This window comes from Komagataeibacter sp. FNDCF1 (assembly GCF_021295335.1).
GTDB lineage: Bacteria > Pseudomonadota > Alphaproteobacteria > Acetobacterales > Acetobacteraceae > Komagataeibacter.
Genome location: NZ_JAIWOT010000001.1, coordinates 3,198,712 through 3,222,123, shown reverse-complemented (window position 1 = coordinate 3,222,123; position 23,412 = coordinate 3,198,712). Strand labels below are relative to the sequence as shown.

Genomic DNA, 23,412 nt, shown 5'->3' with positions numbered 1-23,412 from the left:
TCCTGAAAAACGGGCCTAGTGCGCCGCCCCCTGCTGCACCAGCATGGGATAGAGGAATTCATGCCATGCGCGCTGTCCCGGTGAAAGCAGGCCGGTCATGAGTACAAGCAGGCCAAGACTGCCCACAATGGCCAGCACAAGCACCACTGCCTGCCCCCGGCGCAGCAGCAGGCCGATACGGGCCACATACCATGTCAGCCACAGGCTGTAGGCGAACTCGACACCATTGAGGATCATCGCCCCCATGGCGGATTGCAGAAGCCTGGGTGACGCCAGCGCCATGAGAAACGCAACCGCAAGCCCAACGAACAGCGTGACCCAGTCCGTCCACCACGTGGCGGTAATGTAGCGCGGCCACAGCGCCTCCCGCTTCCAGCGATGCGCCAGGGTATAGGTCACGACCGCAGGCAGCAGGATAAGACACAGGGCGAACAGCACCTTCACCCCGCTGATCGCCTGCGGCGCATAGCCCAGGGTCAGTCCACCCAGCACCAGCCACAGCGCCAGACGCGGTGCCAGCGCGGACAGCACGGCATCACGCGAACTGCCGAAATAGGTGATCCCTTCCGCCCGGCCACGGCCCAGCAGCAGCATTCCCCTGAGGATACCACCAAACCCCGCTGCATTGGGGTCGGGAGATGCGCCGCGATCAGACATCAATGCATTACCTTTTCAAGAAAGCCGGCATAGATCGCCGTCAACTGCCGCAGGTCCGCCAGACTGACATGTTCGTCCGTCTTGTGCATGCTGGCGCCCACCAGCCCGAATTCCGCCACGGCGCAGTAACGGCTGATGAACCGGGCATCGGACGTGCCGCCCCCCGTATCCAGCCGGGGCACATGCCCCGTCACCGTGCGCACCGCGGTGCGCAGGGCCTCGACCGGGGCACGGGGCTCGGTCAGGAACGACTCACCACTTATGGATATGTCCACCTGTGCCCGGGGTGCGTGGCGTGCGGCCACGGTGCGGATCCAGCCCGCAAGGTCGGCCCCGGTATGGAGGTCATTGAAGCGGATGTTCAGCCGGGCTTCGGCCTGTGCAGGAATGACATTGGTGGCCGTGTTGCCCACGTCAAGGCTGGTGACCTGCAGACTGGAGGCCTCGAACCACTCACTACCCGCATCCAGCGGGGCGGCGGTCAGTTCCCCCAGCAGGGCCAGAAGCCGGTGGACCGGGTTGTCCGCCCGGTGCGGATAGGCCACATGCCCCTGCGTGCCGTGCACGACGATATGGGTATTGAGGCTGCCACGGCGGCCGATCTTGATCACGTCCCCCATGCCCGCGGGATTGGTGGGCTCACCCACCAGGCAGAAATCGGGAATCTGTTGATGTTCCGCCATCCATTCCAGCACGCGTACGGTGCCGTTGGTGGCCGGGCCTTCCTCATCGCCTGTAATCAGCAGGCTGATCGACCCCCGTGGCGTGCCGACTTTCTGCAGGTACAGGCGGACGGCGGCGACAAAGGCGGCAATGCCCCCCTTCATGTCGCATGCGCCGCGCCCGAACAGGATGCCATCATGGATCTCGCCGCCAAAGGGGTCATGGCTCCACTGCGCCGCATCGCCCACCGGCACGACATCCGTATGGCCCGCAAAGCATACATGCGGCTGCCCCGTGCCCAGACGCGCGAACAGGTTGGGGGTGCGGGACGCCCCCGCCCCGAATGGCAGCAGGGTCACGCTGAAGCCGATGCGTTCAAGCACATCGGCCAGGGCGCCGATGGCGCAGCCATCATCCGGCGTGACGGACGGGCAGCGGATCAGGTCACGCGCAAGGCTGACAACGCCACCGGGATCCTGATCCGTATCCACCATTCCGCCATCCGTCATGATGCTACTCAGCCGCGCAGCAGGTCGTTGATCGAGGTCTTGGCGCGCGTACGCTCGTCCACGCGCTTGACGATCACCGCGCAGTCCAGCGAGGGCAGCGGCCTGCCATCAGTGCTGGTCGCCTGACGCGGCGGCAGCGTGCCGGGCACGACAACGGAATAGGCCGGGACGCGGCCCATGAAGATCTCACCCGTGGCGCGGTCCACGATCTTGGTGGAAGCACCAAGGAACACACCCATGGACAGCACGCTGCCACGCTCGACCACCACGCCTTCGGCCACTTCCGAACGGGCGCCGATGAAGCAGTTGTCCTCGATGATGACGGGGGCGGCCTGCAGCGGCTCCAGCACGCCACCAATACCGACACCGCCGCTGATATGGCAGTTCTTGCCGATCTGGGCGCAGCTGCCGATCGTCACCCATGTGTCGACCATCGTGCCGCTATCCACATACGCACCGGCATTGACGAAGCTGGGCATCAGCACCACACCGGGCGCGACGAAGGCGGAACGGCGCACGATGGCACCAGGCACCGCGCGGAAACCGGCATCGGCAAAGGCCGCCTGGTCCCAGCCCGCGAACTTCAGCGGTACCTTGTCATAGCTGGGCGCGCCCGCGCCACCGCCTTCGACCAGGCGGTTGTCGTTCAGGCGGAAGGACAGCAGCACCGCCTTCTTCAGCCATTCATTGACAGTCCAGCCGCCTTCACCCGGTGTCGCCACGCGCAGCCTGCCGGAATCCAGCGCCAGCAGCGCGGTCTCGACAGCTTCACGGTCAGCGCCGGTGGTTGCGGTGGACAGCGTCTCGCGACGCTCCCACAGGGCCTCGATCTGGCTCTGGAGGGATGTATCGGTCATATTGGTAAATATCCTGTCTGGGGCGGGATCCCTGCGGCCTGCGCCGGGTGCCCCCGCCTTTACTGATTGCCTGCGGACCATGCGAAGGATCGGGTCCGATGTCAACGCATGCGCCGGGTGCGGCTACGCGCCGCGGATCAGGGTGCCCGGCCCGGCTTCGGTAAACAGCTCGAGCAGGCAGGCATGCTGCACGCGGCCGTCAAGGATGACAGCGGCCTTCGCCCCCGCGCGCACGGCTTCAAGGCAGGTTTCCACCTTGGGGATCATGCCGCCCGAGATCATGCCGCTGGCAATGCCACGGCGCGCATCTTCCGCCGTCAGTTCGGGGATCAGTTTCCCATCACCGTCCAGCACGCCGGGTACGTCGGTCAGCATGAGCAGGCGGCTGGCGTTGACCGCCCCCGCGATCGCACCGGCCGCCGTATCGGCATTGATGTTGTAGGTCTCGCCATTCTCACTGCTGCCAATGGGTGCGATGACCGGTATCAGCCCGGAACCGGACAGCGCATAGATCACGCGCGGGTCGATACGCGCGGGTTCCCCCACGAAGCCAAGGTCGAGCAGGCGGTCGGTTTCCACCCCGTTCTCGCGCGCGCGGCGCTGCAGGCGGCGTGCAGTGATCAGCCCGCCATCCAGCCCCGAAATGCCCACCGCCAGCGCGCCGGCACGGTTGATCAGGCCCGCGACCTGCTTGTTCACCTTACCACCCAGCACCATCTCGATCACGTCGATCATGGCGGCATCGGTCACGCGCAGGCCATCGATGAAGCTGGATTCAATCTGCAGCCGCTTGAGCATCGCGCTGATCTGCGGGCCGCCGCCATGCACCACCACCGGGTTCACACCCACCTGCTTGAGCAGCGCGATGTCATGGCCGAATGCGGTGGAGAGCGAGGTATCGACCATGGCGCTGCCACCATACTTAACCACCACCGTATCACCCGCGTAGCGACGCAGGTAGGGCAGCGCCCTGGCCAGAACCTCGGCCCGTACCTGTGCTTCCCGGTCGCCCGGTCCTGTTGCTGTCATCCGAACGGTCCCTTCGCTCCTGACGTGTCGTTCATCCTGCCCCGTGGCATGGAGCAGGCGCTTGCATGGTTTCCTATGCCGGCGGATTGGCCAGCCGCGCGAGTTCGGCGCGCAGGTCCTCGATCCCCATTCCCGTCTCGCTGCTGGTCGCGAGCACGTGGGGAAAGGCCGCCGCGTGCGTGGCCACGATGGCACTTACCTCACGCAGCTTGGCCTCCAGCACATGCGGCTTGGGCACGTCGCATTTGGTCAGCACGACCTGGAACGTCACGGCCGCGCGGTCCAGCATCTTCATGATTTCCTGGTCGCTCGCCTTGACCTCCACCCGGCTGTCCAGCAGCAGCACCACCCGGCGCAGGGTCGGCCTGCCACGCAGGTAGGAAAACATCATGCCCTGCCAGTCTTCCTTGACCGCCTTGGCGGCCTTGGCAAAACCGTAACCGGGCATGTCCACCAGGGTCAGGCGGTGGGCCATCTCGAAGAAATTGAGCTGCTTGGTCCGCCCCGGCTCCGAGGAAGCCCGCGCCAGCGCCCGCCTGCCCGTAAGCGCATTGATCAGGCTGGACTTGCCCACGTTGGAGCGCCCGGCAAAAGCGATCTCGGGCAGGATCGGGTCCGGTAGCTGCCCCAGCTTCTGGGCACCGAACACGAAGTTGAATTCACCTGCGAACAGCACGCGACCGATTTCACGGTCGCGCTCCATTTCTTCCGGTGTCGGTGTGGAAGAGGAAAATTCCACCATCATGCTCCGCGTACCTATTTCTTTCCGGCGGGTTTCTTTGCAGCCGGTTTCTTCCCGGCGGGAAGCCCGGGACCGGCGGGCGGCTGCACGACGGGCGTGCTTCTGTTCATGCGGCGCTGGATCAGGGTCTGCTGCGCCATGGTCAGCAGGTTGTTCCAGCAATAGTAGATCACCAGCCCCGATGGCTGCCGCGCCATGAAGAAGGTGAAGATGATCGGCATGAACTGGAACATCTTCTGCTGCGCCGGGTCGGCGGCAGGTGTGGGGTTGAGGCGCATCTGCGCGAACATGGTCAGGCCGAAGGCGATGGGCCACAGACCAAGCTGGAGCATGGACGAGATGACCGAGGGATTCCACGGAATCAGGCCGAACAGGGTGAACAGGTTTGTCGGATCGAACGCCGAGAGGTCATGGATCCAGCCGAAGAAGGGCGCATGCCGCATCTCGATCGTGACATACAGATCCTTGTACAGGCACCAGAACACCGGGATCTGCAGCAGCATGGGCAGGCAGCCGCTGGCCGGATTGACCTTTTCCTGCTTGTACAGCGCGATCATCTGCTGGTTTAGCGCCATCTGGTCGTCTTTGTAACGTTCGCGCAAGGCTTTGATCTTGGGCTGGAGCTGGCGCATCTTGCCCATGGAATGGAACTGCTTGGTCGCCAGCGGGAAGAACAGCGCCTTGACCAGCAGCGTGAACGCCATCAGCGCCAGGCCGAAATTGCCCAGCATGGTGTTCAGCCAGTCCAGCACCGTGAAGATCGGGCGCGTCAGGAACGCGAACCAGCCAAAATCGACCGCTTTCCAGAAATCGGGGATATGCAGGCTGGATTCGTATTTCTCCAGCAGCGGCACTTCCTTCGCACCGGCAAAGACATGGCTCTCGGTGCTGGCTTCGCCCCCCGCTGCCACGACCAGCGGCGCACGCGCGGTAAAGCCTACGTCATAGGTACCTTTTTCCCCGCCACCCGTGCCCTGATAGGCATAGGTGCCTGCTACGTCGCTATCCTGCTGCGGGATGACGGCAGCCAGCCAGTACTTGTCGGTAATGCCGGCCCAGCCGCCCTGGCCCGCCTTGGTCCAGGCAATATTGCCCGGCGGCACGGCGCCCTTGCGCAGCGATTTGTAGGAACTTTCGTCCAGCCGGTGGTCGATGACGGAAATCGGCCCCTCATGCACAAGATAGCCACCCGTCTCGACCGGGGTATAGCCACGCTCCACGCGGGAGAAGGGATACAGCGAGACCGGCTCGCCCCCGTGGTTGACCACCTTCTGCGTGACCGAGAACATGTAATTCTGGTCAATTCCGACCGTGATGCTGAACACCTGCCCCTGCCCATTGTCCCAGCTCAGGGTGACGGGCTGGGCCTGTGTCAGGGTCTCGTGGTCGGCGGTCCACAGCGTGCTGGCGTCCGGCACGGCAACATGGCCGCCGCCGATATTGCTCCAGCCCACCTCCACCAGGTTAGGCTGTTCCTGCCCGCGCGGTTCAAGCACGCGCACCAGCGGGCTGCCGTCCTTCACGGTCTCATGGTAATTCTTGAGCACCAGATCATCGAGGCGCGCGCCACGCAGGTCAAGCGAGCCATGCACGCGGTCCGCGTCGATCGCCACGCGCGGGTCGGGCTGGTCGGATGCGGCCTGTGTGTCGGCGGGGGCCGCACCCGTTCCGGACGGGGGGGCCACTGCCGGGGCCGGGGCCTGCTGCTCGACCGTCTTATGGTTCTGCTGTGGCAGGAAATATTCAAAACCGACCAGCACCACGGCAGACAGTGCCGTTGCCACCATAAAACGCTTGATATCCATCAGCGACCCGCCAGATTTTTACTGTTTTTCATGGAGTCATGCATGTCACAGCCGCAGGCCATGCCGGGCACGGGATCGTACCCACCCGCGTTCCACGGGTTGCAGCGCAGGATGCGCCAGCCGGCCAGCACGCTGCCACGCATTGCCCCGTGCCGGGCAATCGCGTTACGTGCGTAATGACTGCATGAAGGGGAGAAGCGGCAATGCGCGCCCCATATGGGGCGGATCACCAGTTGATACGCGCGGATGGCCGCACGCAGCATATGGGCAGGCAGGCTGATGGAAGACGTCATCACGATTCTTCCTTCACCCCTGCCTTGCGCAGGGCCTTGCGGTAGTCACCCATCAGGGCGTCAAACCGCCGCCCGCATGTACCGGACCGGCCGATCACCACGATATCGACGCCCGTAAGCGCCAGTTCGCGGTCCAGCAGCCGGACCACTTCACGCAGGCGCCGCCGCGCCCGGTTGCGCACGACGGAATTACCCACTTTCTTGGTAACGGTAAAACCGTACCGGGCAGCAGCCGTGTCACCGCGTTCAAGCGCCTGAAGCACCAGCCCCGGTGCGGGTGCCTTGCGGCCCTTGGCCGCCACCCGCAGGAACTCGGCGCGTTTTTTAAGGCGCGTGGACTGATCGGCCACTTTTAGCCGCCCCTGTTATCGAGACATTCATGGTCCCGGGCACCGTGGTGCGAGGACCGTACAGACGTCACCTGCCTCAGGCAGAAAGACGCTTGCGGCCCTTGCTGCGACGGTTTGCAACAACTTTACGGCCACCAACGGTTTCCATACGCGAACGGAAGCCGTGGCGACGCTTGCGGACCAGCTTCGAGGGTTGATACGTGCGCTTCACAACGGCACTCCCAGATTGACAATGACAGACAGGTTACGGAATAAATTCCACCAGGCACCGCATGATACGGATGCCCCGAGCGGCGCCTTATACTGCCGCTTTCGGGCAACGTCAATGCTGATACCCTTCTGCGCCACAACCGGACGATTTACATGACCAGCCCAGCCAGCGACTCTGCCCCACCGCTTGATGAAACGCTGCGGCGGCACATCCACGACATCCGTGGCCACCTTTCACCCGCCATGCTGCGCGCGGATTCGCTTGCCCTGAGCGGGGACGAACGCACAAGGCAGGCGGCGCAGGACATCCTGAAGGCACTGGACGCGGCGACAAAGGAACTCGGCGCCATGCGCCGCCTGCTGGCACGCCCTGCACCCTGACGGGCGCGGGCGGGTTCAGGGCTTCTGGATCAGTTCGATCTTGTAGCCATCCGGGTCTTCCACAAAGGCGATGAACGTCGTGCCGAATTTGACCGGCCCCGGCTCGCGCGTGACCTTGCCGCCACCTTCGCGCACGGTTTCCACAACCGCCGTCACATCCGGCACGCCCACGGCAAAATGGCCGAAGCCCGTGCCGACCTCGTAGCCATCATCCTGGCCCCAGTTATAGGTCAGTTCGATTTCCGCCTGCCCGGCCGCGTTGTCTCCGTAGCCGATGAACACAAGGGTATATTTGCCGTCGGGCACTTCCCGGCGGCGCAGTTCATGCATGCCCAGCAGGCGATAGAAATCAAGACTGGCCTCGAGATTGCGCACGCGCACCATTGTATGCAGGTAGGTTCCCATCCGGCGTTCTTCCCTTTCAGATTATCTTTTCATCCCCGCTGCCGATTCCGGCCAGGAAAAGACCGGCCTCATCCGCCATGGCGATACAGGCGGCAGGGTCTGTTATCAGCGTGGCGCCCGCCTCCATGGCGATGCCCCGCAGCCCTGCCGCCATGGCGCCCGCAACCGTACGCGGGCCGATGGTCGGCAGGTCGGCCCGGCGCTCCTGCCCCGGCTTGGCCATCTTGACCAGAACGCCACCCGGCCTGTCCGGTTGCCGCAGGGAGCCCACGCGCTCCAGCATCCGGTCCGTGCCTTCCAGCGCCTCGACCGCCAGCACCAGCCCCCCCTGCACCACGCAGCCCTGACCGATATCCAGCCTGCCCAGCTGCCGCACCACGTCGCGGCCAAGAACAATATCGGAACAGGCTGATGCATCAGGGCCGACGGCGCCAAGCACGCCACGGCGCGCCACCGACCCGGGCAGGAATTCATGCGCACCCCGGACGGTAAAGCCTTCTTCCCCCAGCACACGCACGATCGCGCCCAGCAGGCCGTCATCCCCCGCGAACAGGGCCCTGCCAATACGTGCAAGGATCCGCGCGCCCGTGGCATCGGGCCGCAGGCTGCCAAGGGAGGGCCGCTTTACCGGACCGATCAGCACAAGGTCACGACATCCATGCGCATGCAGGCCGGACAGGATATCCCCCGCCGCCGCAAGCCGGACCATGCGGTGCGGCCAGTGCCCGATGACCCCGGGTTCAGCAAAACCCTGGAACCCTATGATGAATACGCGCCCTCCCGCCTGCTCGACGGCGCGGGCAACCTGAGCGGGCAACGGGCCGCCACCGGCCAGGATGCCGACGCATGCCCCATGTAGTCGACCATCGGGCCGGAATTCAGGCGCCATCGCTCTCGATCATGTCCCCACTCTGGACACGTACCAGCCCGCGATGGCTGGGAGCGGCGATGAAATCAAGGATTTCGACCACACGCGGGTCATTGCCATAAGTCTGGCGCACATGTTCCAGCCGGGCCTGAAAAACCGCGCCGGTCGCGTGCGCGGCCTTGGGATACAACGCCCGGAAGGCCTGCCGCATGCGGCGCACTTCATCTGCCTGCACGCCGTTGCGACGCAGCCAGATCCAGTGCAGCCCCACCAGCCGCGCCCGGTTGCCCAGCACGCTGCCATAGGGAATGACATCGGCTTCGACACCACACACACCGCCAACCAGTGCCGCATGCCCGATCCGCACGAACTGGTGCAGCGCCGCGGCTCCCATGATGCGTGCGTCATCCCCGATCACCACATGGCCACCCATGACCACGTTGTTGACGATGATGACCCCACGGCCCAGCGTACAGTCATGCGCGACATGGGAATTGGCCATGATCAGGCAGTCCGGCCCGATGCGGGTCACCCCGGTACCTGTAGCCGTGCCACGGTGGATGGTTACGTTCTCACGGATGATGGTGCGCGCGCCAACCTGGCATGCCGTCGGCTCGCCCCGGTATTTCAGGTCCTGTGGCGCCATGCCCACGGTGGTGAAGGGATAGCACACCACGCCCTCGCCCAAGGTGGTGTGTCCGTCAATCACGACGTGGGAGATCAGCTCGGCATTGTCCCCGATCTCGACATCCGGCCCGACCGTGCACCATGGCCCGATCCGCACGCCACTGCCAAGACGCGCACGGCTGGAAACGATGGATGACGGATGGATTTCAGGCGCTTTTCCACGCCGTTCATCCATTTGGGTACCGTTAGATGAACTTCCTGCCAGAATAGCCTCCATCCCCGCAAGTAATATGGCCTACAGACCCGAAGCAGGCCACGCGTACCACAGGGTACACGCAGCCGGAACCGCTTCGTGCGGGATCAACCCATAATCATGGCGCTGAATGTTGCCTCGGCGACAGATACGCCATCCACGCGCGCTACACCCTTGAATTTCCAGACATTGGCACGGCTACGTTCTTTTTCGACATGAATGCGCAACTGGTCGCCCGGCCCGACCGGGCGGCGGAACTTCGCGCCATCTATGGTCATGAAATAGACCAGCTTGCCCTCGAACGCCGCCCCCAGCGTCAGCACCACCAGACTGGCCGCGGTCTGGGCCATTGCCTCGATGATCAGGACACCGGGCATGACCGGGCGCGCGGGAAAGTGCCCCTGGAAATGCGGTTCGTTGACCGTGACATTCTTGATGCCGACCGCCGACTGCCCCAGCACGATATCCACCATGCGATCAATCAGCAGGAACGGATAGCGATGGGGTATCGCTTCCATGATCCGCATGATGTCAATCGATTCCAGGATCGCGGGCGTCTTGTCCGCCGGCAGTGCCTCTACTTCTTTATCCACGTCGTCCAACCACTTGTTCGGTCAGGAAAGGCCCGCCACCAGATGGAACAGGCCCCGCCTACCGGTTGCATATCTGATGGGATCAGGCGATCAGGCCCTGTCGGCCTTTTCCCCGGCTCCATCCTGCGTCGTTTTCTTGGCCATCCGGCGCAGGAAGGCCACATTCCGGAAGAACTCCCGGAAAGGCATGGCCGGACTGCCTATGACATCCGCCCCTGCCTCCACATCGGACATGACACCGCACTGCGCCCCGATCCTCGCCCTGGCGCCGATCTTGATATGTCCGATCAGCCCGGCCTGGGCCGCGACCGTGACAAAGTCACCCAGTTCGGTCGAACCGGAAATGCCGGCCTGGGACACGACAATGCAGCAGCGTCCCAGCCGCGCATTATGGCCAATCTGCACCAGATTGTCGAGGCGTGAGCCCGCGCCGATCACCGTATCGCGGATCGACCCGCGATCAACGGTGGAGTTGGCGCCGATTTCCACCCCGTCCTCCAGCACGACAAGGCCGAGCTGGGGTACGCTTTCGAAACCTTCGGGCGTCACGGCAAAGCCAAACCCGTCCTGCCCGATCCGCGCGCCGGGCAGCAGCGTCACCCGCTCCCCCAGCAGTGCGTGCGAAATGGCGACATGCGCGCCAATGCGGCATCGTGCCCCGATCTGCACACCCTGGCCAATGCTGACATGCGTGCCGATATCCACGCCCGCGCCCACGCGCACCCGCTCCCCCAGCACCGTAAAGGCGCCAATGGCAGCCGTGGGGTCGATCTCGCACCCCGCGCCGATCACGGCGGTCGGGTGGATACCGGGGTTTACCGGCGGGGGGGGATAGAACACCGATGCGATCCGCGCCCATGCCTGGTAAGGCGACCGGGACACAAGGGCCGCGGCATGGGGGGGCACCTTGTCGACAAAGGCCGGCGCCACGATAACCGCCCCTGCCCCCGTTCCCGCCAACAACGGCAGGTAGCGCCGGTTATCGAGAAAGCTGACCTGCCCACGCGTAGCGGACTGCAGCGGCGCGATCCCGGTAAAGCCACCAGGTACGGCCACGCCATCCGCCGCCGGCCGCAGTTCCGCACCGCCATGCCGGGCCAGTTCCTCCAGCCCGAACGGTCCATGCTTTACAAAAAAACGCGGATCGCCCGGGACATTATCCGGCGTCACTGTCATGAAGGCGACCTTAATGCTTCGCGGGGGTAGCGGCAGGCGCCGCGGCGGGCCTGTCGGCATCGGCCGTGGTCGGCATGGTGCCGGACTTGGCCAGAACTTCGGGGTCCACGTTGGCGGCAGGGATGAATACGGTGGGCAGCACCGCGTTCAGCTGAGTCGCCACCTGCTGGGTAATGTCCAGGCTCTCCTGGCTCAGGGCCACCTGTTCACGATGCAGCACCAGGTTCATGCCACGGCTGGCGGCAAGCTGGCGGATGATCTGGACCAGTTCACGCTCGATCTGGCCAAGGGCGACCTGTGCCGCTTCCTGGATGATGCGGTTGCGGTTGCGGAAATCCTTCTGCGCCGCGATCACACGTTCCTGCAGCTTGCGCTCGCTGGTCTGTATCTGGTCGGACGACATGGTCTTGGCCTGACCCTGCAGCTTCTGCTGCTCGTCACGCCAGCCTGCCTGTTCCTTCTGCGCCTCGCGCGCCAGGTCATCGCGGCGCGCGCCCAGCACGCGCTCGGCCTGCTGTGCCGCGGACGACAGGCGCATCACTTCCGGCACGCTGATCACGCCAATGATGGGGGATGGCGGCGGCGCGCTCTTGGGCACGTCCGGCGCCTTCGGCACGGGGGGCACCGGCAGGATGGGCGGGTTCTGGGGCTGCGCGTCCTCGCTATCGGCGGGGGCGGCGGGCAGCGCCACCGGGGCGGCGGCCTCGTGCTGGGGCGCGTGGGTGGCGGGCTGGGATGCCTTGGGCACGAACCAGCCCGCGTTGCCGCCATTTCCCTGGGCACGGGCATCCGGTAGGGCCACGGTTCCCCACCCGATCAGGGCGGTTGCGGCAAGCAGACAGAGGCCGGATTTACGCAACATTATCACCTCAGAATTGTTGGCCGAAGCCGAAGCGGAGCAGCTGGGTCCTGTCGTTCGTGCCCTTGTGCAGCGGCACGCCCAGATCGATATTCACAAGACCGAACGGACTTTTCCATGCAATACCAACGCCGGTCGATACCACCGGTGTCAACGTATCGTCATAGACCGGGGTATATTTCGGCCAGTCCTTCATGGACGTGTAGCGACGGCGCACGCGCAGGCCGTCCAGACCGCCCATATCCACGAAGTAACGTCCCTTGATCCCCATGGCCGATGCAAACGGGATGGGGAAGTCCACCTGGGCGGACGCGGTGTACATGAACCGACCACCAAGGAAGTCCTGCTGCGAATGCATGGGGTTACCGTCACGCGCCGGGATGGCGTAGCTTCGTGGGCCAACGCCACCATCCATGAAGCCGCGCAGGGAGTTACCGCCAAGGTAGAAGTTGTCGATGATATCGCTGCGACCACCGCCCCAGTTCATGATGTCACCCGCACCCGCACGGAAACTGACGGTCCAGTCATGGTTGCCCATGATGCTGTCAAGCGGGATGTAGTAGGCGGCATCCACCTTGCCACGCAGGTAGCGCTCGTTGCCACCGATGCCGGCAAAGTCACCGCCCACACGTACCACGAAACCTTTATGCGGCTGCTGCCTGCGGTCACGTGTATCGTATGTCAGCGTGGTGCTCAGCTGCGACAGGAGCGACCAGCCATTCTGATCCTGCACGTAATACGACGAATCCGACCACGTATCCCCGATGTCACGATCGGTCAGCGTATAGCTCCACGATTGTGACAGGTGGTTGTTGTACGAATACCCCATGCGCAGTGTCATGCCGATACGCGCTTCGGAGTAGCTCTGATACGTCATGTAGCGGTTCTGGATACCGAACAGGTCGATGCCCGCGACAAGATTGCGGTTGAGGAAATACGGGTCCGTCAGCGAGATGTCGGCCTGATCCTCGTAATAGGCTGCCGTGCCGGTAAAGCCTGCGTCGATGCCCGTGCCCAGCAGGTTGTGCTGCTTGAGGCCAAGGTTGCCCAGCACGCCGGCATCGGCCGAATAACCGCCACCCAGCGAGAACTCGCCCGTCGGCTTCTCCACCACGTCGGCCGAAATGTTGACCTTGTCAGGCGCCGAGCCGGGCGTCTGGTCGATCGAGACGGTCTTGAAGAACCCGAGATCCTCCAGGATCATCTTGGAATACTTGCGGTCAAGCGGGGTGTACGGGTCGCCTTCGGCCATGGGCAGCTGGCGGCGGATCACCTTGTCCTCGGTAATGGTGTTGCCATTGATGTCGATGCGTTCGACATACATCCGTGGCCCCTCGCTTATGTCAAACAGCAGGTTGACGGTATGCTTTTCGGGGTTGCGGGCAATTTCGGGATGGACCATGGCGAAGGGATAGCCCTTGCCCTGCAGCATCTCCTGCATGTCCGTGGCATTGTGCTGGATGGCGGAGCCGTCGTACCACTGGTTATGGAACAGCGAGATGTACTTGCGCATGGATTCCGCGCTGACATGGCGCAGCGATGAACGCACGTCCATCTTGTTCAGGCGGTAACGCGGCCCTTCCTCCACCGTATAGGTGATGTAGAAGCTCTTGCGGTCAGGCGAGAGCTCGCCCGTCGCGTTCTTGACCTGAAAGTCGACAAAGCCGTTCTTCAGGTAGAAACGGTGCAGCAGCTCCGCATCGTATTTCATCCGCTCGGGGTTGTACTGGTCGGTGGATGCGAAGAAGCGGTACCACGCCGTCTCCTTCGAGGAGACGACACCTGCCAGCCGTGCCGTGCTGAAGGAACGGTTGCCAACGAACGTGACCTTCTTGATCAGCGTTTTCTGCGCTTCGTTGATGTGGAAGATCACATCGACACGGTTATGCGCGAGACGGATGATCTGTGGCGTCACGGTCGCGGCGTAGCGGGCCTTTTCCGCATACACGCCCAGGATCTTCTGCCTGTCGGCCGAAATGCCCTGCGGGGAATAGACCGCACGCGGGCGCAGGGTGATGACCTTGGTCAGGTCCTCATCCTTGGCGGCGTGATTGCCTTCGAACACGATGCGGTTGACGATCGGGCTTTCGACCACGTGCACTTCCAGCACGTTCCCCACGCGCTTGAGCGTCACGTCATGGAACAGGCCGGTGGCGTAGAGGGTCTTGAGCGAACGGTCCAGCAGGTCCTGATTGAAGCGGTCGCCCGGCTGGACCACCATGTAGGACAGGATGGTGCTGGTCTCGATCCGGCTGTTGCCCTTGATGTCAACCGCCTCGATCGGATCTTCAAGCGGGGGTGCCTTGATGGGCTCGACCGCAGGTTCCTGCTGTTCCGCTCCCTCCACAGGTGCCATGTCCCCACCGAATGGCGTGTTCTGTGCTCCTTCGTCCTGCGCATGCGCCCCGGCCGTCCAGAACAGCGGGATAATGCAGGCAGACGCAAGCAGCGCTGAACGTTTACTCGACAAAATCGCTATTCCTCACCACTCGGCATGCGGATCAGCCATGCATTAAGACCGGATGGAGGGCCGGCTCCCTTCCTGTCATGTATCAGCCTTCGTGGCGGACCTATCCGATATACGCCACCCTGTGCAAGCCCTTGTGACACCCGCTGCACCTTAACCCTGTCCAGCCCGCGATGCGAGCCACTGAAACAGGCCAAAATGTGACAGATCGTTAAAGGTTGAAAACAGGAACAGTCCCGCAATCAGCGCGAAACCGGCCTGGAAGCTGATCTCCTGCACACGCCGCGAAACCGGTCGCCCCAGAATAGCCTCAAAAATATAAAACACCAGCCGACCCCCATCAAGAATCGGCACCGGAAACAGGTTGATCAGACCAAGGTTGATCGACAGCAGCGCCATGAACGAGACAAGGCTGGGCAGCCCGTACTGCGCCACCTGGCCCGACATCTGGGCGATGCGCAGCGGGCCGCCCAGGTCCTTGGTGCTGTGCTGGCCGGTGATCATCTGCCACAGCCCCTGCAGGGTCTGGACCGAGACGTTCCACGTCTCCTTTACTGCAGAGACAAAGGCGGTGGGCAGGGACTGGGGGCTGCCCATTTCCATGGCAAAGGACACGCCGATCTGCCCGTGCGGTGTCCCGCCCTTTTCCGCCACGCTGCCCACATGCACGGGCAGCGTCATGTCCGCATTGCCCCGGTGCACCGTAAGCGTGGTCTGTGCCCCCGCCTGGCCACCGACAAAGGACTGCAGATCGGTCACGTCACGCACCGTGTGCTCACCCACACGCAGGATCACGTCGCCCTTTTCCACTCCGGCCGCAGCGGCGGCGCTACCGGGGACGACCTGCGCCACCTCGTTACGGATGTGCGGCTGGCCGGACATGGCGAACAGTCCGGTGAACAGTACGATGGCCAGCAGGAAATTGAAGACCGGCCCCGCCACGATCACGATGGCCCGTGACAGGACAGGCTTGTCATGAAAGGTGCGGCCGGGCTGCCATGCGGCTTTCTGTTCCTCGGTCGCGTCTTCCGGCCCTTCGAATCCATGCGGGCGGACATAGCCGCCCAGCGGCACCGGACACAGGCGCCATTCCGTGCCCACGCTGTCATGCCAGCGCAGCAGCGGACGGCCGAAACCGATCGAGAATACCTCCACATGCACGCCACGCCAGCGCGCGGCGAGGTAGTGACCCAGTTCGTGAATGAAAACCAGCACCCCGAGCACAAGGGAGAAGGCCAGGACGGTCCGTATCAGATCATGCATGAACGCTAAGCTATCTCCCGACGGCCCGAAACGCCATCCAGAATCATGTCAGGCCGCGCGGGCAATCGTGCGAAGGCGGGCGATACGGCGCGATTCCGCATCCCAGTGCAGCACTTCCTCCAGCGTATCGGCACGCTGTGCACCGATGGAGTGCATCACATCCTCCACGATCCGCGCAATATCCAGGAACCCGATTTCACGATTCAGGAACGCCTCGACCGCAATTTCATTGGCGCCGGACAGGATGGCGGGCATGGCGCCCCCCATGCGCAGGGATTCGCGCGCCAGACGCAGCGCGGGGAAACGGACCTCATCGGGCGCCTCGAAATCCAGCCGCGCCAGCGCCGCCAGATCCAGCCGGGGCGAATTGGTGGGCATGCGCTTCGGCCATGCCAGTGTGTGGGCGATGGGAATGCGCATGTCGGCCGAGCCAAGCTGCGCCACGACCGAGCCATCGGTATACTGCACCATGCTGTGCACGATCGACTGCGGGTGCACGACCACATCCAGCCTGTCTTCCGTCACATTGAACAGGCGCGCGGCCTCGATCAGTTCCAGCCCCTTGTTGAACATGCTGGCGGAATCGATGGTGATCTTGGCGCCCATGCTCCATGTGGGGTGTTTCAGGGCGGCTTCCAGCGGGGCCTTTTCCATTTCCTCCAGGGTGGCGCGCCGGAACGGGCCGCCCGATGCCGTAAGGATGATCTTCTCGACTTGGTCCACCTGCCGGTCGGCCATGGACTGGAATACGGCATTATGCTCGGAATCGACCGGCAGCAGCGTAGCCCCCGCCTCCGCCACCGCGCGCAGCATGACATCGCCCGCGCAGACCAGCGCTTCCTTGTTGGCCAGCGCCACATGGCCGCCATTGCGTACGGCCGCCAGCGTCGGCTCCAGCCCGGTGGCCCCGGTAATGGCCGCCATGGTCCAGTCCACCGGCAGGGCAGCCGCCTCGATCACGGCAGCACGGCCACCGGCGGTTTCCACGCCGCTGCCCGCGAGCAGGGTTTCCAGTTCCGGCAGCAGGCTTTCATCGGCAATGACGGCACGCCGCGCGCCCAGCAGACGGGCCTGCTCCGCCAGCTTCGTGACATTGCGGCCACCGACCAGCGCACCGGTGCGGAACTGATCAGGCGCCTGCAGCAGCAGGTCCACCGTGGAACAGCCAATGCTGCCCGTGCTGCCCAGAACGGAAACTGTTTTCATTATTGTGTCATTCCCCAAAACTTTTCATGGCCGGGACCATGGCTTCAGCGCAGGCCCACATACCAGAAAGCAGCGCCGCCCGCTGCCCCCAAAGAGAGCAGGGCCGCCATGGGGGCGGCTACCAGCAGGCCATCGAAACGGTCCAGCAGGCCGCCATGGCCGGGCAGGATGGTGCCGGAATCCTTGACCCCCCGTGCACGCTTGAGCGCGCTTTCCGCCAGATCGCCCACCTGCGCCGCCACGGCCACCAGGCCACCGAACACGGCGCCGCGCAACAGGGCACCGGGCTGCGCACCGGGCAGAAGGGTCGCAATCAGCATGCCCGCCACCACGGCGCAGCACAGCCCGCCGATGGAACCGGACCATGTCTTGGCGGGTGAAATACGTGGCGCGAGCTTTGGCCCGCCGAACAGGCGGCCCGCCATGTAGGCACCGGTATCACTCAGCGCCACGCAGGCGACAAGGAACAGCACGACGCCAGCCCCCGGCACGCTCATGTAACGCAGCCACAGAAGCGACAGCCCCGCGCAGCCGATGGCGACCTGCCCCGCCCACAGCGCCGGCCCCAGCACAAGACCCGTCGCCATGACCAGCAGCGCGCCGCTCCAGTGCCCCGCCACCGCCGCAATACCCATGCACGCGGCCCAGGCAAGGCTGAGTTGGCCGCGCCTTGTCTCAAGCCCGAAACCGAACATGCGCGCCCACTCGGCCGCCATGCCCGCCATGGCCAGCACGATCATGACGCCATAGACCACGCCACCCACCCACACGCACAGCGCGGCAAGCGGCACCAGAACGGCGGCGGAAAGCACCCGGGCACGCAGGTCCTTCCAGTTCCCCGGTTTGCCGGATGGGGGGGGCTTTGCCCCGTTTTCAGGCTGGTCTGGCACCGAATCGCCTTTCACGCCGTGAGTAGATGTTCAGCACGGTATCGAAATGCGTCTCGTCAAAATCCGGCCACGGGGTATCGAGAAAGACCAGTTCGGCATAGGCCGACTGCCACAGCAGGAAATTGGATAGGCGGCACTCCCCGCTGGTCCGCACCACCAGATCCGGGTCGGGCATGCCCGCCGTCAGCAGTGCGCTGGCAAAGGTGGCTTCATCAATATCGGCGGCGGCACGCTCGCCCCGTGCCACGGCCTGCGCCATGCGGATGGCGGCCTGCACGATATCGGCCCGCCCGCCATAGGACAGCGCCAGCACCAGCACCAGCTTGCCATTGGCCGCCGTGACCGCCTCGGCCCGCCTGGCTTCTTCCTGTATGTCCGCGGGGAAGCGTGACAGGTCGCCGATGATGCGCAGGCACACCCCTTCGCGCGACAGTTCCGCCACCTTGTGCCGCAGGTAATAGCGCAGCAGGCCGGTCAGATCCGCGACCTCACCCGGTGCGCGCCGCCAGTTCTCCGAGGAGAAGGCATAGAGCGTGATCCATCCCACCCCGCGGCTTATGGCCGCGCGCACGGTACGCTGCACGGCCTCGGCCCCGGCGCGATGTCCCGCCAGCAGCGGCAGGCCCCGCATGCTGGCCCACCGACCATTGCCATCCATGATGATGGCAACATGCGCCGGCAGGCCGGCACGACCTGTGGCCCGATGATCTGACTCCGACAAGAGCTGGCTGCCCCCCTCAGTCACACATATGATGGAGCAGGATGGATACGCTGCGCACGGAACAAATCAGACCTGCTTGATCTCGCGCTCTTTCTCGGCCAGCAGGTCATCCACGCGCTTTACGTACTGATCCGTCAGCTTCTGGATGGCGTCGGACCATGTCTTGACATCGTCCTCGCTGATTTCACTGGACTTTTCCAGCTTCTTGGCCTGGTCCATGCCATCACGGCGCACGCCGCGCACGGCGATCTTGCCATTCTCGGCATACTTGCCAGCCGCGCGGGCCAGTTCGTTGCGGCGTTCCGCGGTCAGCTGCGGAATGGGCACGCGCACGGTCTGGCCATCGGCCGCCGGGTTCAGGCCCAGCCCCGCATCCCGGATCGCGCGTTCGACCGCGCCCACCAGCGTGCGGTCCCATACCTGCACCGTCAGCATGCGCGCTTCGGGCACGGCGATGGAGCCGACCTGCGTCAGCGGCACTTCGCCGCCATAGGCTTCCACACGCACCGGTTCCAGCAGGGCGGGGCTGGCCCGGCCAGACCGCAGCCCCGCGAAGTCACGGCGCAGGCTTTCGATGGCGCCGTCCATGCGGCGGGTCAGATCCGCCAGCAAACTTTTCTGATCGACAGACACTGTGGCCCTCCTTCTGATTCTCTGTGCACGGGTCCCGCCCGTGTATGCCCTGCCTTATTCCGCCGCCACGATGGTGGTGAAGCGCCCTTCGCCCTGCATGACACGGGAGAAGGCGTTCGGCTCATGGATGTTGAAGACCACGATCGGCAGCCGGTTCTCGCGCGCCAGGCTTATGGCCGCCGCATCCATGACATTCAGGTCATTGGCCAGCACGTCACGGTAGGTCAGGGTGTCGTAGCGCTTCGCATCGGGCACCTTGCGCGGGTCGGCTGAATAGACGCCATCGACCTGGGTGCCCTTGAACAGGGCGTTGCATTCCATTTCCGCCGCGCGGAGTGCCGCACCCGTATCGGTGGTGAAGAACGGGTTGCCGGTTCCGGCGGCGAAGATCACCACCCGCCCCTTTTCCATGTGGCGCACGGCGCGGCGGCGGATATAGGGTTCGGCAATGGAGGACATGTGGATGGCGGTCATCACACGCGTGGGGATGCTGTGCCGCTCCAGCGCGTTCTGCATGAGCAGCGCGTTGATGACGGTGGCGAGCATGCCGGCGTAATCACCCTGCGCACGGTCCATGCCGCGTGCGGCGGCGGCAACCCCGCGGAAGATGTTGCCCCCCCCGATCACCAGGCAGACCTCGATGCCGGTGCGGGCGACGGCGGCCACGTCGGCCGCGATACCATCGACTGTCGCCGGATCGATACCATACGATCCGCTGCCCATCAGGGCCTCCCCCGATACCTTAAGCAGGACGCGCTTGTAGGATGACGGGGCTTGGGGTTTGACGGACTGGGTCATTGATCCTCGGCACAGGTCAGGCAAACAGGACTGGGGACGGGCAGGCCGCCCGACCATGCCCTGTCATATAGAGGGATGCCCCCCCCCACAAGCCGATCCATTCCTCTTTTGAGGATTCAGGACGCATCATCCAGGCCGAGGGCGCGCAGGCGGGCACGTTCCTCATCCCATCCCGCGCGTTCCTTCACATTCAGGAAAAGATGGCAGGTACGCCCCAGCAACCGCCCCAGTTCATGGCGCGCCTTTTCGCCAATGGCGCGAATCCGGCTGCCGCGCTCGCCGATCAGGATGGCCTTGTGGGATGCACGGGCAACATAGATCGTGACATCGATCCGCACGGACCCGTCGGGGCGTTCCTGGAAGCCCTCGGTTTCCGCCGTGGCGGCGTAGGGCACTTCCTCATGTGTCTGCAGGAAGATCTGCTCACGCACCAGTTCGGCCGCCAGCAGGCGGTCGGGCAGGTCGGTCAGGTCGTCCTCGGGGTAGAGGTACGGCCCTGCGGGCAGGGCTGCCGCCAGGCGGTCAAGCAGGTCGTCCACCCCCTCGCCCGTACGGGCGCTGACCATGAACACGTGCTCGACCGGCAGGATGGTTGACAGCTCCGCCGTCAGCGGCAGCAGCGTGTCACGCTTCACGAGGTCGGTCTTGTTCAGCACCAGCCACAGCCTGCGCTTCTGCCCGGCCAGCCGGGTGGCAATGGCGCGCAGCGCGTCGGTCATGCCCGCGCGGGCATCGACGATCAGCAGCGTGATGTCCGCATCATCCGAACCCGTCCAGGCGGCGGCCACCATGGCCCGGTCAAGCTTGCGCCTTGGCTGGAAGATGCCCGGCGTGTCCACCAGCAGGATCTGGGCGTGCTGGCGCATGAGAATGCCCAGCACCCTGAAGCGCGTTGTCTGCGCCTTCGGGCTGACAATGGACAGCTTGGTGCCGGCCATATGGTTGAGCAGCGTGGACTTGCCCGCGTTGGGCGCGCCCACGATGGCCACGAACCCGCAGCGTGTTGGTGTGTTGTCGTGATCCTGCGCGGTCATTGTCCGTGCCCCCTGCGGTCGGTGGAAGATGCGGCCTGCCCGTCCGCGCCGAGCTGGCGCAGCAGGTCGGATGCGGCATCGCTTTCGGCCGCGCGCTTGCTGCCCGCCACTCCCTGCCCGGTTTTTCCCTGCGCGTCCACCGCAATGACGAAACGCGGCGCATGGGATGGCCCCTCCGCCGAGACCACGCGATAGCGCGGCAGGGGCAGGCCACGGCCCAGCACCCATTCCTGCAGGGCAGTCTTGGGGTCCTTGGGCGGGCGGGCCTGCGCCACGATGGCATTCCGCCACATCCGCCGCACGAAGGCGCGGGCCGGCGCCAGCCCGCCATCAAGGTAGATGGCGCCCAGTATGGCCTCCACCGCATCGGCCAGCACGTTGGCCATCTGCCGCACGCCGGCGCGGGCCTCGTGCTCGGCCACGTCCAGCGCGGATTGCAGGCCCATGGCGTGGGCTACCTCCGCCAGTACCGTGCGTGAGACGAGATGCGCGTGGCGCGGACCGAGCGCGCCCTCCTGCTCGCCCGGAAAACGTTCGAGCAGCCATTCGGCCATGATCAGGCCCAGCACCCGGTCGCCAATGAATTCAAGCCGTTCGTTGGAACCCGCACCCCGGGTTGCCACGGCCTGGCGCGTACGGCGGTTTCCGCTGCGCTCATGCGCCGCCGAGCGGTGGGTCAGCGCACGCAGCAGCAGGTCGCCCCGGGTAAAATGGTAGCCCAGACACGCCTCAAGCCGCCGGATTTCGGCTTCGGGCACGCGCTGCGCCTCCATGGTCAGTGGACTCCCATGAACAGGCGGCCCCACCGGATCTCGGCCGGCCAGTACCAGACCTGCCAGAACGGATGTGCCGCATCGACGGACATGAAGATCCATTTGGCCTGCCCGATCAGGTTCTCCATCGGCACGAACCCGAGATCCTGCGGCTCATCCCCCATGAAGCGGCTGTCCGCGCTGTCATCACGGTTGTCGCCCATGGCGAAGAAGTAGCCCGGCGGCACCACGTATTCCGGCGTGTCGTTCTTGCCGCCCTCATCCGTCAGCTTGAGGATATCATGCGCGACCGGCCCGTGGCCCGCGCTGCCGGGCAGGATCTCGCGGTAGCGGTCGCCTTCCATATGGGTGCGGTGCTCGTCTATGGCCGTGTATTCGCCTTCCGGCTCACGGGGGACTTCCACGTCGTTGAGATACAGCCTGCCTTCACGCATCTGTATCTTGTCACCCGGCAGCCCGACGATGCGCTTGATGTAGTCGATCGACGTATCCTTGGTGAAGCGGAACACCGCCACGTCACCCCGGTGGGGCGTACTGTCGAGAATGCGCCCCGTGAACAGGTTGGGCGAACCGGGCAGCGAGAAATGCGAATAGCCGTAGCTGTATTTGGCCACCCATACATAGTCCCCCACCTGCAGGGTCGGGATCATGGAGCCCGACGGGATGTTGAACGGCTCGAACAGTACCGTACGCACGCTGACCGCCAGCACGCCCGCAATGACCACCGTGCGCACAAGGTCGACAATGCCGCCATCACGGCGCGCCGCACGGGTCTGGGAGGGGGAGGGAACCGTCTTGTTATCGTCCATGGGCATATAGCTGTTCTTTTATCCGGATCTGGCATCGACCGGACAGGCATCGCCGGACGAATAACGGGGGGATCAAGCCCACGCACACCCTGCCTGTCAAGCATTGGCCCGCGGGCCTGCACGGGCTTCAGCCGGCGGGGGCCTTCCGGGCCATGATCATGACCTGGGCGAAGGCATAGGGATGTTCATCGGTCATGGTCAGGAAAATGCAGGCTTCATGCCCGGCGGGCAGCAGCATTTCCAGCCGCGACCGCGCGCCCCCTTCCAGCCGCATGACCGGCTGGCCGCCGGGCAGGTTCTCCACCCCCATGTCGCGGTGGAACACGCCATGGGCAAAGCCCGTGCCCAGCGCCTTGGCGCAGGCTTCCTTTGCCGCCCAGCGCTTGGCATAGGTGCCAAGCCGGGCGTCTCCCTGCCTGCGCGCCGCCGCAGCCCGCTCGCATGCGGTAAAGACCCGCTGCTCGAAGCGTGCGCCATGCCGTGCGAGAACCCGTTCGATGCGTCTGGCATCGCACAGATCGGAGCCTGTGCCGATCAGCAT

27 protein-coding genes are annotated in these 23,412 nt (G+C 64.6%); 1 reads left to right on the top strand and 26 read right to left on the bottom strand.

Translation table 11 applies throughout. The features are described from left to right. Window positions 1-15: 15 nt before the first annotated feature. From LDL32_RS15175 to rpmH, 9 genes are all read right to left on the bottom strand, one after another. On the bottom strand, window positions 16-657 hold the full coding sequence (locus tag LDL32_RS15175; protein ID WP_233068244.1) for a hypothetical protein: 642 nt from the start codon (window positions 655-657) through the stop codon (window positions 16-18). Further along, window positions 657-1,814, bottom strand: coding sequence for a succinyl-diaminopimelate desuccinylase (gene dapE / locus LDL32_RS15170; protein ID WP_233068977.1), 1,158 nt, complete (start codon window positions 1,812-1,814; stop codon window positions 657-659). The genes LDL32_RS15175 and dapE overlap by 1 nt, the downstream gene beginning before the upstream one ends. Before the next feature lie 23 nt (window positions 1,815-1,837). Then, window positions 1,838-2,686: a 2,3,4,5-tetrahydropyridine-2,6-dicarboxylate N-succinyltransferase gene (gene dapD / locus LDL32_RS15165; RefSeq protein ID WP_233068242.1), complete on the bottom strand. Its 849-nt coding sequence runs from the start codon at window positions 2,684-2,686 to the stop codon at window positions 1,838-1,840. Between the two features lie 123 nt (window positions 2,687-2,809). Further along, window positions 2,810-3,715, bottom strand: a complete 906-nt coding sequence (gene argB / locus LDL32_RS15160; protein ID WP_233068241.1) for an acetylglutamate kinase — start codon at window positions 3,713-3,715, stop codon at window positions 2,810-2,812. A gap of 73 nt (window positions 3,716-3,788) precedes the next feature. Beyond that, complete coding sequence (gene yihA / locus LDL32_RS15155; RefSeq protein ID WP_370636714.1) at window positions 3,789-4,460, bottom strand: ribosome biogenesis GTP-binding protein YihA/YsxC; 672 nt, start codon at window positions 4,458-4,460, stop codon at window positions 3,789-3,791. Window positions 4,461-4,471: 11 nt separating this feature from the next. Further along, window positions 4,472-6,262 (bottom strand): membrane protein insertase YidC, encoded by a 1,791-nt coding sequence (gene yidC / locus LDL32_RS15150; protein WP_233068240.1) that lies wholly within the window; start codon window positions 6,260-6,262, stop codon window positions 4,472-4,474. Further along, the gene (yidD, locus tag LDL32_RS15145; RefSeq protein ID WP_370636713.1) at window positions 6,262-6,558 is read right to left on the bottom strand and encodes a membrane protein insertion efficiency factor YidD; all 297 of its coding nucleotides are present in this window, start codon (window positions 6,556-6,558) and stop codon (window positions 6,262-6,264) included. The genes yidC and yidD overlap by 1 nt, the downstream gene beginning before the upstream one ends. Continuing rightward, window positions 6,555-6,905, bottom strand: a complete 351-nt coding sequence (gene rnpA, locus LDL32_RS15140) for a ribonuclease P protein component (RefSeq protein WP_233068238.1) — start codon at window positions 6,903-6,905, stop codon at window positions 6,555-6,557. The genes yidD and rnpA overlap by 4 nt, the downstream gene beginning before the upstream one ends. A gap of 76 nt (window positions 6,906-6,981) precedes the next feature. After that, complete coding sequence (rpmH, locus tag LDL32_RS15135) at window positions 6,982-7,116, bottom strand: 50S ribosomal protein L34 (RefSeq protein WP_007399178.1); 135 nt, start codon at window positions 7,114-7,116, stop codon at window positions 6,982-6,984. Window positions 7,117-7,268: 152 nt separating this feature from the next. Here rpmH and LDL32_RS15130 point away from each other — a divergent pair, with 152 nt between their 5' ends. Next, on the top strand, window positions 7,269-7,496 hold the full coding sequence (locus tag LDL32_RS15130; protein ID WP_233068237.1) for a hypothetical protein: 228 nt from the start codon (window positions 7,269-7,271) through the stop codon (window positions 7,494-7,496). 15 nt (window positions 7,497-7,511) lie between these two features. Here the strand turns inward: LDL32_RS15130 and gloA are convergent, their stop codons facing one another. The 17 genes from gloA to acpS all read right to left on the bottom strand — a co-directional run bounded on the left by gloA (window position 7,512) and on the right by acpS (window position 23,412). After that, window positions 7,512-7,901, bottom strand: coding sequence for a lactoylglutathione lyase (gloA, locus tag LDL32_RS15125; RefSeq protein WP_233068236.1), 390 nt, complete (start codon window positions 7,899-7,901; stop codon window positions 7,512-7,514). A gap of 16 nt (window positions 7,902-7,917) precedes the next feature. After that, entirely contained in the window at window positions 7,918-8,790 is an 873-nt protein-coding gene (locus tag LDL32_RS15120; RefSeq protein ID WP_233068235.1) for an LpxI family protein, read from the bottom strand. Beyond that, window positions 8,780-9,631, bottom strand: coding sequence for an acyl-ACP--UDP-N-acetylglucosamine O-acyltransferase (gene lpxA, locus LDL32_RS15115; protein ID WP_233068233.1), 852 nt, complete (start codon window positions 9,629-9,631; stop codon window positions 8,780-8,782). The genes LDL32_RS15120 and lpxA overlap by 11 nt, the downstream gene beginning before the upstream one ends. Window positions 9,632-9,756: 125 nt before the next feature. Continuing rightward, complete coding sequence (gene fabZ, locus LDL32_RS15110) at window positions 9,757-10,242, bottom strand: 3-hydroxyacyl-ACP dehydratase FabZ (protein ID WP_233068231.1); 486 nt, start codon at window positions 10,240-10,242, stop codon at window positions 9,757-9,759. A gap of 90 nt (window positions 10,243-10,332) precedes the next feature. Further along, window positions 10,333-11,418 (bottom strand): UDP-3-O-(3-hydroxymyristoyl)glucosamine N-acyltransferase, encoded by a 1,086-nt coding sequence (gene lpxD, locus LDL32_RS15105; RefSeq protein ID WP_233068230.1) that lies wholly within the window; start codon window positions 11,416-11,418, stop codon window positions 10,333-10,335. A 10-nt stretch (window positions 11,419-11,428) separates the two neighbouring features. After that, window positions 11,429-12,280, bottom strand: a complete 852-nt coding sequence (locus LDL32_RS15100; protein WP_233068229.1) for an OmpH family outer membrane protein — start codon at window positions 12,278-12,280, stop codon at window positions 11,429-11,431. 7 nt (window positions 12,281-12,287) lie between these two features. Continuing rightward, entirely contained in the window at window positions 12,288-14,705 is a 2,418-nt protein-coding gene (gene bamA, locus LDL32_RS15095) for an outer membrane protein assembly factor BamA (protein ID WP_233068969.1), read from the bottom strand. A gap of 192 nt (window positions 14,706-14,897) precedes the next feature. Further along, a complete protein-coding gene (gene rseP / locus LDL32_RS15090) occupies window positions 14,898-16,007 on the bottom strand; it encodes an RIP metalloprotease RseP (RefSeq protein WP_233068228.1) in 1,110 nt (369 codons plus the stop codon). 48 nt (window positions 16,008-16,055) lie between these two features. Further along, window positions 16,056-17,213, bottom strand: coding sequence for a 1-deoxy-D-xylulose-5-phosphate reductoisomerase (dxr, locus tag LDL32_RS15085; RefSeq protein ID WP_233068227.1), 1,158 nt, complete (start codon window positions 17,211-17,213; stop codon window positions 16,056-16,058). 44 nt (window positions 17,214-17,257) lie between these two features. Further along, window positions 17,258-18,103, bottom strand: a complete 846-nt coding sequence (locus tag LDL32_RS15080) for a phosphatidate cytidylyltransferase (RefSeq protein WP_233068226.1) — start codon at window positions 18,101-18,103, stop codon at window positions 17,258-17,260. After that, window positions 18,087-18,761: a polyprenyl diphosphate synthase gene (gene uppS / locus LDL32_RS15075; RefSeq protein WP_233068967.1), complete on the bottom strand. Its 675-nt coding sequence runs from the start codon at window positions 18,759-18,761 to the stop codon at window positions 18,087-18,089. Before uppS ends, LDL32_RS15080 begins: the two co-directional genes overlap by 17 nt. 129 nt (window positions 18,762-18,890) lie before the next feature. Beyond that, window positions 18,891-19,457: a ribosome recycling factor gene (gene frr / locus LDL32_RS15070; protein WP_233068225.1), complete on the bottom strand. Its 567-nt coding sequence runs from the start codon at window positions 19,455-19,457 to the stop codon at window positions 18,891-18,893. 54 nt (window positions 19,458-19,511) lie between these two features. Further along, on the bottom strand, window positions 19,512-20,255 hold the full coding sequence (gene pyrH / locus LDL32_RS15065) for a UMP kinase (RefSeq protein WP_233068224.1): 744 nt from the start codon (window positions 20,253-20,255) through the stop codon (window positions 19,512-19,514). A gap of 116 nt (window positions 20,256-20,371) precedes the next feature. Next, the gene (gene era / locus LDL32_RS15060; RefSeq protein ID WP_233068222.1) at window positions 20,372-21,289 is read right to left on the bottom strand and encodes a GTPase Era; all 918 of its coding nucleotides are present in this window, start codon (window positions 21,287-21,289) and stop codon (window positions 20,372-20,374) included. Continuing rightward, the gene (rnc, locus tag LDL32_RS15055) at window positions 21,286-22,062 is read right to left on the bottom strand and encodes a ribonuclease III (RefSeq protein ID WP_233068220.1); all 777 of its coding nucleotides are present in this window, start codon (window positions 22,060-22,062) and stop codon (window positions 21,286-21,288) included. Before rnc ends, era begins: the two co-directional genes overlap by 4 nt. A gap of 2 nt (window positions 22,063-22,064) precedes the next feature. Continuing rightward, window positions 22,065-22,871 carry a signal peptidase I gene (gene lepB / locus LDL32_RS15050; RefSeq protein WP_233068218.1) on the bottom strand — a complete coding sequence of 269 codons (807 nt, stop codon included), beginning with the start codon at window positions 22,869-22,871 and terminating at the stop codon, window positions 22,065-22,067. A 127-nt stretch (window positions 22,872-22,998) separates the two neighbouring features. Continuing rightward, entirely contained in the window at window positions 22,999-23,412 is a 414-nt protein-coding gene (acpS, locus tag LDL32_RS15045) for a holo-ACP synthase (protein WP_233068216.1), read from the bottom strand.